Below are 14,776 nucleotides of genomic sequence, written 5' to 3' on the forward strand. Positions count from 1 at the left end.
CGTTTAGCCGCCATGAAAAACGGACAGGGCCATCCGGCGAACGTAGCCGGGGAAGGCCGTGTCATAGTTCTTCCAATCGGAATACTCGGGCATTTCGATTTCGTCGGGGATGGTAAAGAGCAGCTCAACAGGCGCTGACGGATTGCCGCTTGCAAAAGCTTCCTGAAAGCGGGCCTCTACCTTTGCTTGCAACTCGGTCAGAAACTCGGCGTTTTCCTTAAGCGCTTCGACGCTGTTGCCGTTTGAATGCCCGTTGATCGCATAGGCCGGTTTCCAACCCACAAGAGTATTCAAAACAACGCCTGAGCCCACGAAATTGGTGTCTTCCTTGAACTCATGCGGGGAAAGTTCCTGCGGCATGTACATGTCCACGGAAAACACGACATTGCTATCAGTGACACGTGCAACCGTGGTCGCAACACCATCTGCAACGGCGAGGTGATGGAGTTCTACGGTTTGATCGCCAAGATCCACCATAAGGGTATCGTCAAACGACGTTGTAACCATTGGCATAGGCATTAGCGGCGACAGCTTCAGAATATCGAGGCCGTTCTCCTGCATGATGATCGCGGCTCCGTTGAACACTTCGGTTCCCCCAATGTGGTCAAAGTGCTCGTGGCTAAGGGCGACATGCGTAACAGGCTTATCCGTGATCTTTGCAATCTCAGCGTTCAGTTCTTCAGCGCGTGGCGTGAAAGATGGGTCAGTTACGAGGACGCCGTTGTCCCCAATAACGACCAGGCTGGAGTAACCCATGGAAAAGAAGTGATAAACACCGTCCGCGATTTCTGTCATCGGGCTGGTCTGAGCATTTGCTGTTGTTCCCAGTGTGATCACTGCCGCGGTGGCACACAAAGTTGACAGTTTCATATCGGCACCTCAAAGCTAACGTTGTTCGCTTTAGCTAACAGCGTTAGCAAAGAAGTCAATAGGAGTCCTCAACACGCAGGAGAAGACGCCAAGCTATGGTGGGACGGCCAAAAGACATCGCACAGGAATACGAGGGGTTCACTACTCGCGACGCCATTCTCGCCGCAGCCGAGGCACTGGCGGGAGAAAAGGGGGCATCCGGTTTAAAAATAAGGGAAATTGCCCGACTTGTCGGTATTGAGCCTGCGTCTATCTACAAGCACTTCAGGGGTCTGGGAGCCTTATTGACGGCCCTCATCGGTGAGTCTCTGGCAGAAGAACAATTGTTGTTGGATCTGCCCGTAGAATTGGATGGAGAAGCCGCCATTCGGGAACTCAATAGGCGAACAACGCACTTTTTGGCGGCCAGAAAAGGAATCGTGAGTCTTTCACTGGACGACTTCGCGAAGGCTCACGATCCAACTCGCGATGCCTTTGATGAAAATGAAGCCATTATTGTTCACGGGCTGGATATCGAGGCCGAACTGATCAGCCGTCATCTCGGATTGGTTGCGCTGGGGCGCAAAAAGCTGGGGCAAATCGCAATTGCCCGCCGCTCGATGATCTTGGTTTTTCTGAGCGTTACATGGCTGAACGGAAAAGAAGTAGACGAAGACCGCGAGATCGAGATATCAGACATGGTTTCCGCGTTCATGCTCGGGTTGCAGTCACAATACTGAAGAGAAGCCCCGATTGGGTCCCGTCAAAAGAACTTGGGTTGAGGCGGGCAGGGTGCTCTCGTAGCCATCACGCATGATTAAGAAATCGCCATTCAAATACTTCAAAACCAGTTCAGAGGTCATTCGTCTTCCAGTGATGCTTTACATTCGGTTTCCGCTTTCGCTTCGAAACGTGGAAGACCTATTGCACGAACGAGGAATTGAGGTGAGCCACGAAACCGTCCGATATTGGTGGAACAGGTTTGGCCCGATGTTTGCTGCTGAGATTAGACAGAAGCGAGTCCGGTAACTGCGTGCATTCTCGAAATGGAAGTGGCATGTGGATGAGGTTTTTATGAAAGTGAATCGCAAAAGACGTTACCTCTGGCGGGCCTTAGATCATGAGGGCGAAGTGCTGGAAGCAGTCGCTACTAAACGCCGAAACAAGCAGGCGGCATTGAAATTCCTCAAGAATTTTATGCAGCGCCACTGTAAAGCGGAAGAGATCTTCACGGATCGTTTCCTACAAGGCTGCGCTCAGAGAAATGAACGCGCTTGAAAAACAACAGACGGGAAGGTGGCTCAACAACTTCGTCGAACCTCCCGTTTCGACGACGCGAACGCGCCGTGCAACGTTTCAGGCGCGCGCGAAGTTTGCAGAAATTCGCCTCCGTCGATTCCTTTGTCTACAACTATTTCAACCAGGAGAGATCTCTAACCAGCTGAGACTGGTTCAAATTTGACTAGCAGCACCATGCCGGGGCAAGGCTGGCTGTCACTTTCTTTACAAAAATTCAAAAATTTCGTGAACAAATTTACAAAATTTTGTTTCAATACTAGTAATTTATTGAGAAATTTTCAGTCCGATTTCCATTATTGGAATGCACAAAAGTGCGCTTTCGTCTGCTGGAAGAGGAGCCAAAGGACGGAAAATGGAAATGGGAGGAATACATGACTAAGAATAATGTCACGCGCCGCGGCGTGCTAAAGTCCGGTGCCGTTGCAGGTACCGGTCTGGCCCTGCCTACGATCTTTACGGCTTCGTCGGCCGCTGCCTTTACCAATGAGCCGACAGGGGCGTCTGTCACTCTGGGCTTCAATGTTCCGCAAACCGGACCTTATGCCGACGAAGGCAATGACGAATTGCTGGCGCAGCAGCTTGCGGTCGAACATCTGAACGGCGAAGGCGACGGTGGTTGTCTGAACACATTCTCGTCGAAGGCGCTGCAGGGGAACGGTATCCTCGGCAAGAAGGTTGGGTTCGTCACCGGCGACACTCAGACCAAGTCGGATGCAGCCCGCGCATCGGCCAAGTCGATGATCGAAAAAGACGGCGCAATCATGATCAATGGTGGTTCGTCCTCGGGCGTGGCCGTTGCGGTTCAGGGCCTGTGCCAAGAGGCGGGCGTCATTTTCATGGCCGGTCTGACACATGCAAACGACACCACGGGCAAGGACAAGAAGGCCAACGGTTTCCGTCACTTCTTCAATGCCTACATGTCGGGTGCCGCTCTGGCACCGGTGCTGGCGGCTGAGATGGGTAAAGAACGTCGCGCCTATCACCTGACGGCCGACTACAACTGGGGCTGGACCCAGGAAGAGTCGATCGTTGCCTCGACCGAAGCCCTGGGTTGGGAGACGGTCAACACGGTCAAAACACCGCTGGCGTCCACGGACTTTTCGTCCTACATCGCGCCGGTTCTGAACTCTGGCGCGGACGTGCTGGTTCTAAACCACTATGGCGGCAACATGGTGAACTCGCTGACCAACGCGATCCAGTTCGGTCTGCTCGACAAGGTTGCAAACGGCAAGGACTTCAAGATCGTCGTGCCACTGTATTCCGAGCTGATGGCCGCTGGTGCGGGCGAGAACATCAAGGGTGTTCTGGGGTCGATGAACTGGAACTGGCAGCTGCAGGATGAGGGCACAAAGGCCTTCGTGAAGTCCTTTGGTGAGAAATACGGCAAGCCGCCGTCCAACTCCGCACAGACCTGTTATGCACAAGTGCTGCTTTATGCGGATGCGTGCGAGCGTGCGGGCACCTTCAATCCCTGTGGTGTTGCCGAAGCTCTGGAAGACTTTGAGTTCGACGGGCTGGGCAATGGTCCCACCTGGTATCGCGGTGCCGATCACCAGTGCTTCAAGGACGTGCTGGTTGTACGTGGCAACGAGAACCCGACCAACGCGTATGACACGCTTGAAATCGTCGAGATCACGCCGCGTTCGCAGGTCGAGTACGATCCCGAGCACCCAATGTTCGCCGGTGGCGAACTGGGCAAGTGCAATCCGGGCGCGTAAGCCTTTTGGCGAATGTCTGACCGTCGTTCTCGGCGGTCAGACGACTTACGGCCAGGCCTATGGGCCTGGTCCCAACCACTCAATCCACACTGACCAACCCTGAGGTGGGCCCAATGGACGCCATCCTACTGCAAATACTCAACGGTCTGGACAAGGGCTCGGCTTATGCGCTGATCGCGCTGGGTCTTACCCTGATCTTCGGGACGCTCGGCGTCGTGAACTTTGCCCACGGGGCTTTGTTCATGATTGGCGCGTTCTGCGCCGTTACTTTGCAAAAGCTGCTGAACCTGAGTTTCGTGACCCTGGATGAAACCCAAAAAGACTTTCTGGGTAATCCGCTGAAGGTCGAAACGCCTTTTATCGAGGCCTGGTTCGGCCCCGAAGTCGGCGCAACGATTATCGACTGGTCCGTTCCGCTGGCCATCCTGTTTGCGATCCCGATCATGCTGCTGGTTGGCTATGTGATGGAACGCGGGCTGATCAAACATTTCTACAAGCGCCCGCATGCAGACCAGATCCTGGTGACCTTTGGTCTTGCGATCGTTCTGCAGGAAATCGTCAAGTATTTCTTCGGCGCCAACCCGATCCAGACCCCTCCGCCCGATGTGCTGAGCGGATCTGTCGATCTGGGTACCATGGTTGGTTTTGATCCCAATGCAATCATCTACCCGATTTGGCGATTGGTCTATTTTGGCTTTGCCGTAGGCATTATCGGCGCAGTGTTTTCCTTCCTGCAGTTCACCACCTTCGGGATGGTTGTCCGTGCTGGGATGGCTGACCGGGAAACGGTGGGCCTGCTGGGCATCAATATTGACCGCCGGTTTACCATTATGTTTGGCATTGCTGCCGGTGTCGCCGGACTGGCCGGTGTGATGTACGGGCCGCTCAACCCGCCGAACTACCACATGGGAATGGACTTTCTGGTCCTTAGCTTCGTCGTGGTTGTTGTTGGCGGAATGGGGTCATTGCCAGGCGCCGTTCTGGCAGGCTTTTTGCTGGGCATTCTGGAAAGCTTTGCCTCGACCACCTGGGCCACCACAACGATCCCAGGCATCAATCAGATCATCATCTACCTTGTCGCCATCATCGTGCTGCTGACGCGTCCGCGCGGGCTGATGGGGCGCAAGGGCGTGATGGAGGAATAATCAATGTTGGGACTGAATAAAAAAGACACCAGCCTGCTGATCGTCGTCGCACTCCTGACTTTGCTGGCGCCTTTCATCCTGAACCCGTTTCCAGAGGGCAGCGCCATGGCGCAGTTCAACGCGGGTTACCCGGATTTGATGCAGAGGTTCGTGATTTTCGGGATCTTTGCCATCGGGTTCAACATTCTGTTTGGCCTGACCGGGTACTTGTCCTTCGGTCACGCGGCCTTTCTGGGCGTAGGATCATACTCGGCAGTTTGGATGTTCAAACTACTCAGCTACAACGTCATTCCAGCCATCGCGCTGAGTGTCGTCGTCGCGGGCCTGTTCTCACTACTTATCGGGTTCATCAGCCTACGGCGGTCGGGGATCTATTTCTCGATCCTGACGCTGGCCTTTGCACAAATGAGCTTTGCGCTGGCCTACTCGGTACTGTCAAATCCCAAGTTTAACCTGACGAACGGGGAAACCGGCCTGCAGGTTTATGCGGACGATCCGCAGATCCTGCAGGGCGCTAACGCGCCGGATTTACCGCATCTGTTTGGATTGCCAATGCGCGCGACGTACACGATGGATGTGGGCGCGTGGAGCTTTGACTTCAACGCGGGTTACTACTTGTGCGCAATCATAATGATGGTCGTGTTTTACCTGTCTATCCGTATTTTCCGGTCGCCCTTTGGCATGATGCTGCGGGCAGTAAAATCGAACCAGCAGCGGATGAACTATACGGGTCTGAACTCCAAGCCATATACGCTCGCGGCCTTTGTGATTTCTGGCATGTACGCCGGTCTGGCCGGTGGTCTGATGGCCGCAATGGACCCGCTGGCAGGTGCCGAGCGGATGCAATGGACCGCTTCGGGCGAGGTGGTTCTGATGACGATCCTCGGTGGTACGGGCACGTTGATCGGCCCGGTTCTGGGCGCAGGTTTCATCAAGTATTTCGAGAACATCTTCTCGAAGATCAACGACAACGTCCTGCATAGCTGGTTCGCATTCCTGCCCGACGGGCTGGAGGATGCCGTGGTGTTCGTGATCCACCCGTTCATCGGCAAAGGCTGGCACCTGACGCTGGGCATCCTGTTCATGCTGGTCGTCATCTATCTGCCGGGTGGTCTTGTTGAGGGTGGACAACGTTTGCTCAAGCGCTTCAAGCGTAAGAAAAAAGACACCGACGATGCGCCGTCGGGCAAAACAGAACCGGCGGAATAAGGGGCGAGAAATGGCAATTCTAAGAGTCAAAGACGTCAGCAAGCGCTTCGGTGGCCTCAAGGCGCTGACAGATGTGAACCTCAATATCGAAGAGAACTCGGTTCATGCGATCATCGGCCCCAATGGCGCGGGAAAATCGACGCTGCTGAACTGTCTGGTGGGCAAGCTGATGCCAGACACCGGATCGGTGTTGTTCAACAACAACTCGGTTCTGGGACTCGAGCCGTTCCAGATCAACCAGATGGGCATCAGCCGCGTGTTCCAAACGCCTGAGATCTTTGGCGAGCTGACTGTGATGGAGAACATGCTGATCCCGATCTTCGCGATGCGGGATGGGGCATTCCGGATGCATGCCTATGAGACCATCGCTAGCGAACGTGAGGTCGTCGAACAGGCCGAAGTCATGCTGGAAGAAATGAACATGGCCGACAAACGCGAAATGCACGCGGCGTCGCTGTCCCGGGGCGACAAGCGGCGACTTGAGATTGGCATGTGCCTTAGTCAAAATCCGCGGCTGTTGTTGCTGGACGAACCTACGGCTGGCATGGCACGGGCGGACACCAACAACACCATTGATTTGCTAAAACAGATCAAGGATGAGCGCGATATAACTATCGCCATTATCGAGCATGACATGCATGTGGTCTTCAGCCTTGCGGAACGCATCACCGTTCTGGCGCAAGGGACGCCGCTGGTCGAAGATACTCCAGAAAAAATCCGTGGACATCCCAAGGTTCGTGAAGCCTATCTGGGCGAGGCGGCGTAAGGACAAGCTATGAACGAGAAACCCGACTTTTCGAAAAACGCCAATAGGGCAAGCACCGCGCCTGCGTTCCTGTCTGTATGGGACATGCATTCGTACTACGGAGAAAGCTATATCGTGCAGGGCGTCAGCTTTAATGTGCACGAAGGCGAGATTCTGGCCCTGCTAGGACGGAACGGCGCTGGCAAAACCTCGACACTCCGGTCGATTGCGCGGGTAGGCGATCCCGAAGTAAGGCACGGTGAAATCTGGCTGGACCACCAGCCACTACACAATATGACAAGCTACGAAGCGGCGTCTGTTGGTCTTGGCCTTGTACCGGAAGACAGACGAATTATCCCAGGGCTGACCGTTGAGGAAAACCTGCAGCTTGCCCAGATTGCACCGCCGGTCGGATGGTCCCTGGAGCGGTTGTATGAACTGTTCCCGCGTTTGGGCGAACGCAGGAAACAAGAGGGGATTACGTTGTCGGGTGGCGAACAACAAATGCTGTCAATCGCCAGAGCCCTTGCCCGGGATATCAAGGTCCTGCTTCTGGATGAGCCTTACGAAGGTCTGGCCCCGGTCATTGTCGACGAGATTGAAAAAACACTGGCCCACGTTAAGCAACAGGGTATGACTACGATCATCGTCGAACAGAACGCCGTCCGAGCATTGGAGTTAGCCGATCGCGCGATCATTCTGGACACCGGCACTATCGTATTTGATGGGACGGCGAACGAGGTGCTTCAAGACACCGGCCTTCGCGAGGAGTATTTGGCGATCTAGAGCAAGCTCGAAGTCTTAGGAATATTCTGGTTGCAAACGCCTTAGTTATGGTGACGCTCGAATTCTTCGGACGCTTGCGCTCCTACACTCATGATCAAGGCAACTAACTATGATCCGCCATATAGTCCTGACAAAATTCCGGTCCGACGTGACCGAAGAAACCATCGGGAAGATTTACAGGGGCCTCTCGAACCTGACCGACGCCCTTCCGGGTGCAGGTGGGTTCACTGGTGGCCGCAGCGAAAGCCCTGAACAGATCGAACGCGGTTACAAGCATGGGTTTGTGATTGATTTCGATGATTGGGCCGCATTGGCCAGCTACCAAAGCAACGAGAGGCACAAAGCGCTGGGCGCACAGTTGGTCGAAAACACCGTGGGCGGCATCGACGGAATTCTGGTCCTGGATTTAGAGGTCTGAGATAGTGAAACTGTTTCAGCCAAATTCCGAAGGGCCGATTGAAACTGTGTGCTGAACGGTGCAGCGTGGTGCCGCGCGCCCGTGTCCCTGTAAGCGTTCGGCGTCAAGTTTGCGATCTGCGGAAACGACCCTGATCAGCTTGATCATCAATGATTTGACGAACCCCATTTTACTGAAATCGCTGAGCCGACGCAGATGGTGCCAGGGCACAGACTGGGCCCACAACGGCGCATCCTTCCCTTGCGAAAACGGCAATAGTTGTACGTCGAACACCGGATTACTTGTCTTCCACCGGTCAATTTTTTATAATGCTTCGTACATTTTTTTGAATTTTTTGATGTTCACGAGTGTAATTGGTTTGCCCGAGTTGCGACAGCGAAGAGCGTGTTCCGGCGGCCAGTTCGGGGGTATTGATGACAAAGGCCAGCGATCCAAAAGCTCGCCCTGAAGTTGCCAAAAAAGACGCTAACAAAGTGTCGGGTGTTTATGACTTTGTGCAATCTCCTGAATGGCAGGAGGTGCTTGATAACGCTCGCAAACAGCAAGAAAATGATGCCCCGGCAGGCAAAAGAAACGGTGGCGCTGCGCAGCCGGCAGGGCCGGGCGGACAAAAACCGACGCAATCAACCGCTGGTTCGCAGCTGACAAACGCGCAAAATACATCGGCGGGCCAGCCTAAAACCGCCGGTACGCCGACCCAGGCAACCAATTCACGCCAGGTCGGTGAGTCGGTTCAAAATACCACGGCAGGGGGGTCTGGCAGCCAATCCGTCAACAATAACAGCCACGCGGCCGAAAACGTCCCCCGCGATGAACGAGACGAAGCAAGCGCCGCACTGCCCAATGGTGGGCCCGTGCCGGGCATAAATCCCGACAATATCCCAGAGGATCTGATCAACCCCGAGCCAAGCCTAAAACTGTCAGAGGATGAAGTTGCGGATCGTTTGCGCAAGAACCTTCTTGAAAGGATCGAAGACCAGAAACGTTCTCGGCGCAAAATGCGGTTGGGTATGATGGCGGCGGGATGCGGCATCGGTGTGGTTGCGTCGTCTTCGGTTTTTCTGATCCTGTCTGGATTGAGCGCGTCCGGCCCAAACGAAAATGTGGGCCTGACGAGCCAGGAGGCCATGGCGACAAGCGCGATCACGCAACAAGACGCCGAACTGGCCCAGCTTCCGGCGACCTCTGATGTAACGCGCGGCACGGAGGATCTGGCTGTAACCTCCACGACAGTATTCGATAAGTCATCTGAGTCGATTTCGTCTGACGATGACACAGGCGCGCCAGAAGACTTGGCGTCGCTGTCATTGCCCCTATTAGAGGCGTCCGGGCCGTTGGACGGCATCGAACCAGAGGTGTCACGCCTAGCTCCTAATGTCCGGTCTTTCGTGTCGACCCTTGTCCAGCCGCCGCTGCCGATAACCCCGCTAAGCTATCGACCTCGGGAAGAAGTGAACCTGGGTTTCGTCCGCTTTCAATCCACGCCCGAGATTTTCAGCACTTCTGTCGCTTTGCTTGAAACGACTGTGTCGGCGGCAGAACCCGAAGAGTTCCTGGAAGCCGCAACCGTCACGGCGACAGCAAGAATAACTGCAATGCGCTCACCCGTGATTCCGATCCAGCCTGGTGCATTGGAGCGTGCGGCATCGCGGGTGCCATTGGATGTCCACCAGATTGCGCCTGAGCTGGCGCGTGCGTATCAGCCGGACGTGGGCACCCAGACAGGCGAACCAACTGTTTCGGACCTTTCCCTGCCGGAAGACCTGGCTTTGCTTGAAATCGAAGAACCGCCGGAAGCGCGCGTTCTGGTTGAGCCCGGCGCAACGTCGTCGAACACGGTTGCATCGGACCTTGCCGTGCAGCAGGACGGCACAGGGATTTCTGCCGAGATCGCGCAACCGCTGCCATCCGAGCCTCAGCCGGAACCTGTAGAATTGGCGGCTCTGCCTGTTGCGCCGGAACTGTCCGGCGTGCCGTCTCCGCTGGTGACACCTGCCCCCTCGCAGACATCTTCCGCATTGCAGGTACCTACCCTTGCGCAGAGACCAGACCCGCTGGAAACGCCAAACTCGCCCCAAGCACCACTTCCGTTGGATGCCGTGGTGTCATTGGCGCCCTTGCTGCAAGAAGCTTCAGCGCCATCAAAGCCTATCGAACGCTCAGCTTTGCCGGATGAGGCAATCACCCCATCAGAACCAGAGCCGGCACCAGCAAATTCTGTGGTGGCCTTCCGGATCTATGCGCCAACCAACGTGCCGCAGGGTGTTGTTGATTCTATGGTGACCAACCTGACGTCGACGGGGCACGAGCTGAACGGACAGGCCCGTGTGGGGTTTGGGATCACTCAGTCAAACGTTCGCTTCTATCACAAGCAGGACGAGGAAAGAGCGGCCGCACTCGCCAGGGATTCGGGCGCATTGCTGCGGGACTTCACAGGGGCCAACGTCAAAACCCCTAATGGGATCATTGAGTTATGGTTGGCAGGGGAAGGTTCGGGCGTCGCCGCGGTCAAGCGGACCACTACGCGATCCACGAGCAGTGCCCAATCCCCCAACCGCGTCAATCGCCTGAAAAGTCAGGTCTTGAGCAAACTAAAAAAAGCGACAACCCAATAACTGTATTTTGAGCTATACTGAAAAGGACTGATTCAATTTTGTGTACTGTTAATTATTTCCGACGAGGTATCCACAATGACGGATAGACGACTTATCGGCATCGTAACTGCTCTGCTATTTTTGTCGACGACCCAAAACGCGCGTGCCGAGATTACGCTTGAGCACCTGCTGGTCATCGACCAAATGCTGTCCACCAATGACATTCAGGCACTGTATTCCTACCTCGACAAAAACCCCCAGCTATTGAGCGGCGATGATGAACTGTCGCTGGAGCTGCGGAGCTTTCACGAGGTCGCGTCGGTTGGAGATCTGGATTTCAGCTATGCCTCCAGCGCACCGGCCAGCGACGAGAACCGTTCGACTGAGAATGCATTCGCCGCGTCGCTGCAACACTGAGCCGGATGTCGGAAATGCTTGCCCTTGAGCGATCGAACATTCCTACGATCGCTTATGTCATCGAGCCGCGGTTTTCTGGCGGGACTTCTGCGGCTGTGGCCGCCGAATTGCCTGTGGCCGCCGAATTCGGGCAGGTGGTCGTCCACGCGATCACATCCAAAACATTTGGCACCAAGCAGCAAGTCTCGCCGGTTTTACGGCGGGTGCTGGACGAATTGAATATTCCGATCATTTGGGACGCGCCGCGGATCAGCGCGGATTTCGTATTTTTGCACAACCCGTCTTTTCTGAAATTTCAGGACACGCTTGGCACAAGGATCATTGCGCGCGAGCTGTACGTGATCACGCATGAGAATTTTCTGCGTCCAGGCGGGGCAGAGGGGTTTGATGTTTCAAACTGTCTAAGCCAGATCGAAGCCTCAACAATTTCTCTCAGGAAAACACTCGCACCGATATCACCGTATAACCGAAACGGTGTCGTTGACTGGTTGGCAACGTCTCGCGTGGCGCGGCAATGGGACGTTTTGGGCTCTGACTGGTTCAACATTTGCGAGACCGAGATGAGCGCCCCGTGTGAAACGCCACAGGACCGCCGTGGGCGTCATTCACGACCCGGATTCGAGAAGTTCCCGGTTATTGCTGATTTGGACAGCTGTTTTCCAAGCCACTCTCAGTGCAATGTAATTCTTGGAGCCGATGCCTTGTTGAATGCCCGTGTTCTTCGCGCGCATTGGACCTTGCTTCCCTTTGACGCCATAACTGTGCAAGAGTTCTTTGGAATGATTGACTTTTTTGTATATTTCACGGCACCGACCTGGCAAGAAAGTTTTGGTCGCGTTGTGGCCGAGGCGGTTGCCGCAGGTAAGGTTGTTCTGACCAACCCCGATACTGGTGCCACGTTCGGAAATGCCGTCTTGACTTGCCAGCCCTCTCAGGTGGACACAATCATTGCCGACCTGATCGCCCAACCGCAAAAATACCATGATCAGGTGGCCAGATCGCAATCGGCGCTGCAGAACTACTCTGCAGGTAAATTCAAGGCGATGCTGTCGGGGGTTTTGTCCGCCGACAGCGAGGTGAATAAATGATCTATGTCGAAGTCGGCACACGCTCATTGCGGTCGTTTGACACGCAGTTGATCTTTGCCGAGCAGCTTGCCGCACGTAGCTTCAATGTGTGCATTGATGCCGATTATCTGCCCGAGGATGCAGGGCGTGGCAGGATTTACGAGGCAGCCAAGTTCCTTGTCGACCCGGGCGAGAACAAGGCGCAGACCGTATTCGTGCTGGGTGCCGAAGAGATCGACGATTTTCTTCTTGCTTCGCTGCGGAACAAACAGCTCGACCCGAGTGTTCCGGTTGTTGCGACGGGCCGCTTTTTGACCCAGCAAAGCTATATCGCGGCCAAGGCCCGGCTGGCCTATGCGCTTGGGCGCGAAGCCCACGTGATTGACCTGACAGATTTTCAACCACGTCCAGTGCTGCCATCGACCTCAAGCCCTTTGGTGGCGGATATTCGGCCCGTATCGCGGCGGTCCAAAAGGGTGGTGCCGAACGTGACCCTTGTGTTGGGTTCGATGGAGTTGGACAACCCCGAGACGCTGTCCTGCTTTTCCCGCATGAGCAGCCAGGGTGGCTATAACCTGAAACTCATCGTCAGCGGCGCGCAGAATGAGGCGATCAAGGCGTCGCCGTTTCACGATTTGCCGACCTATCTGTATACCGGGCTGTCGCCGCTGACCTTGGCAAACTCGACGGATATTCTGGCGATGTTCGGTCACGGGATCGCCGGGGTTCGCATGGCCGCTTTTGCGGTCGAGCTGATTGCAGCCGGCGGTGTTGCGATCGACTGTACCGACGATGAGGTTCTGATGTCTTCGGGCGCACCTGCTTTGCTTGGGCCCAAGACTCCGTTCGCGTTGGATGGGTACCTGATCGGCAATGTGATCGGAAACGTGCCGCAAATTGTCGAACAGGCCTCGAAATCCCAGTGGTTGCACACAGTTGACATTTCGCGCCTGGAAACCGCTGCAGGTCTGCAGCCGAAACAGCGTCAGACAGAACAGGACAAGCGCAAAACCCTGTTTTTCCCGACGAACGGCGTGGGGCTGGGCCATGCGCAGCGGTGCAGCATCATTGCCCGTGAAATGCCGGACACCCTGACAAAAATGTTTGCGGCCTTTCCCAGCTGCGTCCCGCTTGTTCGCCGTGAGGGTATCGACTGTATCCCTCTGGTTCAGCGCACCGATACAAAGACCAATTCAGATGGCAATGACGTACTGACGTATCGGCGTCTTGGTGCGGTGCTTCAAGAAAACGACACGCTGGTTTTTGACGGCGGCTACGTGTTTGACTCCGTCTACCGGGTGATCCGTGAACGTAAGTTGTCGGCGGCTTGGATCCGGCGCGGGTTGTGGCCTGAAGGCCGGTCCAGGCAGACTATGCTGCGCCGCGAAAGCGTGTTTGACCGTGTCATCGTGCCTTCCGAGGCATTTGACGAGCTGAACGACGCCTACAGCTATGGTGACCATGTCCATTATGTCGGGCCAATCGTGCGTCAGGTGGAACAGTCCGCCGCGGAAAAAGAACAGCTCAGGGCCCGGCTGGCGGAACGTTTCGGGCGCGACTTCAAGCAACTGGTTGTCAGCATGCTGGGTGGCGGCGTCGCATCGGACAGGTCTGCGCAATTGCAGGCGATCTCGGGCATCCTTGAGGCGCGCGATGATTGCCTGCACCTGGTTGTAACGTGGCCCGGAAGCACGGTTCAGCCTGCCACATTCGGTTGGAAAAACACCCACGTGGTTCAGACACTGGAGGCGACCAAGCTTAGCCTCGCCGCAGACGTGGTCATATCTGCGGCCGGATACAACTCGGTCCTTGAGATGCTGTACCATCGCATCCCGGCGATATTTATTCCGCAGTCAGCACCCTATCTGGACGATCAGGAACGGCGCGCCGCAGCTATGGCCGACCGAGACTTGTGTGCCGCCATCACCGAACGCGAATTCATGACGCTCGAGCGCACAGTGGCAGATTGGCTGGATCACGACGGAGCCGAATTTTACCGATCTGCATTGAATGGTTTTGAGCTGCCCAAAACGGGGGCAGTCAAGGCCGCCGAATTGCTATCCGAATTGGGGGCGCGGATATGACCAGTTATCTATGGTTCGAAATCCTCAGCAGAGCGTCGCCAAATCGACCCGAGCCGCTGGACGATCTGATCAATGAGGATCGTGACACCAAGCCGCTTGGCAAGGTTATCTTTCCGAATATGCGGCTGGCCCCCTCGCTCATGCTGTGGGACCGGGAGCCCGGCGGCCCGGTGCATATCGGCGTGCGGGTGCATGAACCACCAGAAACGCCATATCGTATCGCAAGGCTGTTGGCCGCCGCCGCGATGGAGCGGGAGGTTTTTCCCGTCATTCTCAGCCGAGTGGACTATTGCGGGCTTGAACGGTTCGGGTTTCGGGTCGAACGCGTTCCCGAAGAGGCTGCTGCAGCCCAGGCCGCCGAGGAAGAAATCAGAAAATACTGGGATCTGGCGATTATCATTGACGGGCATGAAATCGGTCTGTTGGGCTAGCAAGGCGCTGATTT

At 55.6% G+C, this 14,776-nt stretch carries 13 protein-coding genes and 1 pseudogene; 13 read left to right on the forward strand and 1 reads right to left on the reverse strand.

Annotated elements, in window-relative coordinates:
- Nucleotides 1-3: 3 nt before the first annotated feature.
- On the reverse strand, nucleotides 4-870 hold the full coding sequence (locus tag AC2FIO_RS00075; RefSeq protein ID WP_496694894.1) for an MBL fold metallo-hydrolase: 867 nt from the start codon (nucleotides 868-870) through the stop codon (nucleotides 4-6).
- A gap of 95 nt (nucleotides 871-965) precedes the next feature.
- Between AC2FIO_RS00075 and AC2FIO_RS00080 the strand changes: the two genes are divergently transcribed.
- The 13 genes and pseudogenes from AC2FIO_RS00080 to AC2FIO_RS00140 all read left to right on the forward strand — a co-directional run bounded on the left by AC2FIO_RS00080 (nucleotide 966) and on the right by AC2FIO_RS00140 (nucleotide 14,762).
- Nucleotides 966-1,589 (forward strand): TetR/AcrR family transcriptional regulator, encoded by a 624-nt coding sequence (locus tag AC2FIO_RS00080; RefSeq protein WP_496694896.1) that lies wholly within the window; start codon nucleotides 966-968, stop codon nucleotides 1,587-1,589.
- A gap of 73 nt (nucleotides 1,590-1,662) precedes the next feature.
- A pseudogene (locus tag AC2FIO_RS00085) lies at nucleotides 1,663-2,291 on the forward strand (IS6 family transposase); the annotation flags it as partial.
- Between the two features lie 228 nt (nucleotides 2,292-2,519).
- Nucleotides 2,520-3,866 (forward strand): substrate-binding protein, encoded by a 1,347-nt coding sequence (locus tag AC2FIO_RS00090; protein ID WP_496695637.1) that lies wholly within the window; start codon nucleotides 2,520-2,522, stop codon nucleotides 3,864-3,866.
- Between the two features lie 113 nt (nucleotides 3,867-3,979).
- Complete coding sequence (locus AC2FIO_RS00095) at nucleotides 3,980-5,011, forward strand: branched-chain amino acid ABC transporter permease (protein ID WP_496694897.1); 1,032 nt, start codon at nucleotides 3,980-3,982, stop codon at nucleotides 5,009-5,011.
- Between the two features lie 3 nt (nucleotides 5,012-5,014).
- Nucleotides 5,015-6,220 (forward strand): branched-chain amino acid ABC transporter permease, encoded by a 1,206-nt coding sequence (locus AC2FIO_RS00100; protein ID WP_496694899.1) that lies wholly within the window; start codon nucleotides 5,015-5,017, stop codon nucleotides 6,218-6,220.
- Between the two features lie 10 nt (nucleotides 6,221-6,230).
- Nucleotides 6,231-6,986, forward strand: a complete 756-nt coding sequence (locus AC2FIO_RS00105; RefSeq protein ID WP_282118831.1) for an ABC transporter ATP-binding protein — start codon at nucleotides 6,231-6,233, stop codon at nucleotides 6,984-6,986.
- A gap of 9 nt (nucleotides 6,987-6,995) precedes the next feature.
- Nucleotides 6,996-7,751, forward strand: a complete 756-nt coding sequence (locus AC2FIO_RS00110; RefSeq protein ID WP_058274761.1) for an ABC transporter ATP-binding protein — start codon at nucleotides 6,996-6,998, stop codon at nucleotides 7,749-7,751.
- Nucleotides 7,752-7,860: 109 nt separating this feature from the next.
- Nucleotides 7,861-8,169: a Dabb family protein gene (locus AC2FIO_RS00115; RefSeq protein WP_496694902.1), complete on the forward strand. Its 309-nt coding sequence runs from the start codon at nucleotides 7,861-7,863 to the stop codon at nucleotides 8,167-8,169.
- Nucleotides 8,170-8,582: 413 nt separating this feature from the next.
- A complete protein-coding gene (locus AC2FIO_RS00120) occupies nucleotides 8,583-10,784 on the forward strand; it encodes a hypothetical protein (protein WP_496694903.1) in 2,202 nt (733 codons plus the stop codon).
- Nucleotides 10,785-10,859: 75 nt separating this feature from the next.
- Nucleotides 10,860-11,180 (forward strand): hypothetical protein, encoded by a 321-nt coding sequence (locus AC2FIO_RS00125; protein WP_282118828.1) that lies wholly within the window; start codon nucleotides 10,860-10,862, stop codon nucleotides 11,178-11,180.
- 14 nt (nucleotides 11,181-11,194) lie between these two features.
- The gene (locus AC2FIO_RS00130) at nucleotides 11,195-12,268 is read left to right on the forward strand and encodes a glycosyltransferase family protein (protein WP_160116495.1); all 1,074 of its coding nucleotides are present in this window, start codon (nucleotides 11,195-11,197) and stop codon (nucleotides 12,266-12,268) included.
- Nucleotides 12,265-14,331 carry a glycosyltransferase gene (locus tag AC2FIO_RS00135; RefSeq protein WP_496694905.1) on the forward strand — a complete coding sequence of 689 codons (2,067 nt, stop codon included), beginning with the start codon at nucleotides 12,265-12,267 and terminating at the stop codon, nucleotides 14,329-14,331. Before AC2FIO_RS00130 ends, AC2FIO_RS00135 begins: the two co-directional genes overlap by 4 nt.
- Nucleotides 14,328-14,762: a hypothetical protein gene (locus AC2FIO_RS00140; protein ID WP_496694907.1), complete on the forward strand. Its 435-nt coding sequence runs from the start codon at nucleotides 14,328-14,330 to the stop codon at nucleotides 14,760-14,762. The genes AC2FIO_RS00135 and AC2FIO_RS00140 overlap by 4 nt, the downstream gene beginning before the upstream one ends.
- Nucleotides 14,763-14,776 lie beyond the last annotated feature (14 nt).

Source organism: Ruegeria sp. CDSB086, assembly GCF_059611065.1.

Excerpts from the sequence above, each read along its gene's own strand:
- AC2FIO_RS00075 (WP_496694894.1), bottom strand. The coding sequence starts at position 870 with ATGAAACTGTCAACTTTGTGTGCCACCGCGGCAGTGATCACACTGGGA.
- AC2FIO_RS00080 (WP_496694896.1), top strand. The coding sequence starts at position 966 with ATGGTGGGACGGCCAAAAGACATCGCACAGGAATACGAGGGGTTCACT.
- AC2FIO_RS00090 (WP_496695637.1), top strand. The coding sequence starts at position 2,520 with ATGACTAAGAATAATGTCACGCGCCGCGGCGTGCTAAAGTCCGGTGCC.
- AC2FIO_RS00095 (WP_496694897.1), top strand. The coding sequence starts at position 3,980 with ATGGACGCCATCCTACTGCAAATACTCAACGGTCTGGACAAGGGCTCG.
- AC2FIO_RS00100 (WP_496694899.1), top strand. The coding sequence starts at position 5,015 with ATGTTGGGACTGAATAAAAAAGACACCAGCCTGCTGATCGTCGTCGCA.
- AC2FIO_RS00105 (WP_282118831.1), top strand. The coding sequence starts at position 6,231 with ATGGCAATTCTAAGAGTCAAAGACGTCAGCAAGCGCTTCGGTGGCCTC.
- AC2FIO_RS00110 (WP_058274761.1), top strand. The coding sequence starts at position 6,996 with ATGAACGAGAAACCCGACTTTTCGAAAAACGCCAATAGGGCAAGCACC.
- AC2FIO_RS00115 (WP_496694902.1), top strand. The coding sequence starts at position 7,861 with ATGATCCGCCATATAGTCCTGACAAAATTCCGGTCCGACGTGACCGAA.
- AC2FIO_RS00120 (WP_496694903.1), top strand. The coding sequence starts at position 8,583 with ATGACAAAGGCCAGCGATCCAAAAGCTCGCCCTGAAGTTGCCAAAAAA.
- AC2FIO_RS00125 (WP_282118828.1), top strand. The coding sequence starts at position 10,860 with ATGACGGATAGACGACTTATCGGCATCGTAACTGCTCTGCTATTTTTG.
- AC2FIO_RS00130 (WP_160116495.1), top strand. The coding sequence starts at position 11,195 with ATGCTTGCCCTTGAGCGATCGAACATTCCTACGATCGCTTATGTCATC.
- AC2FIO_RS00135 (WP_496694905.1), top strand. The coding sequence starts at position 12,265 with ATGATCTATGTCGAAGTCGGCACACGCTCATTGCGGTCGTTTGACACG.
- AC2FIO_RS00140 (WP_496694907.1), top strand. The coding sequence starts at position 14,328 with ATGACCAGTTATCTATGGTTCGAAATCCTCAGCAGAGCGTCGCCAAAT.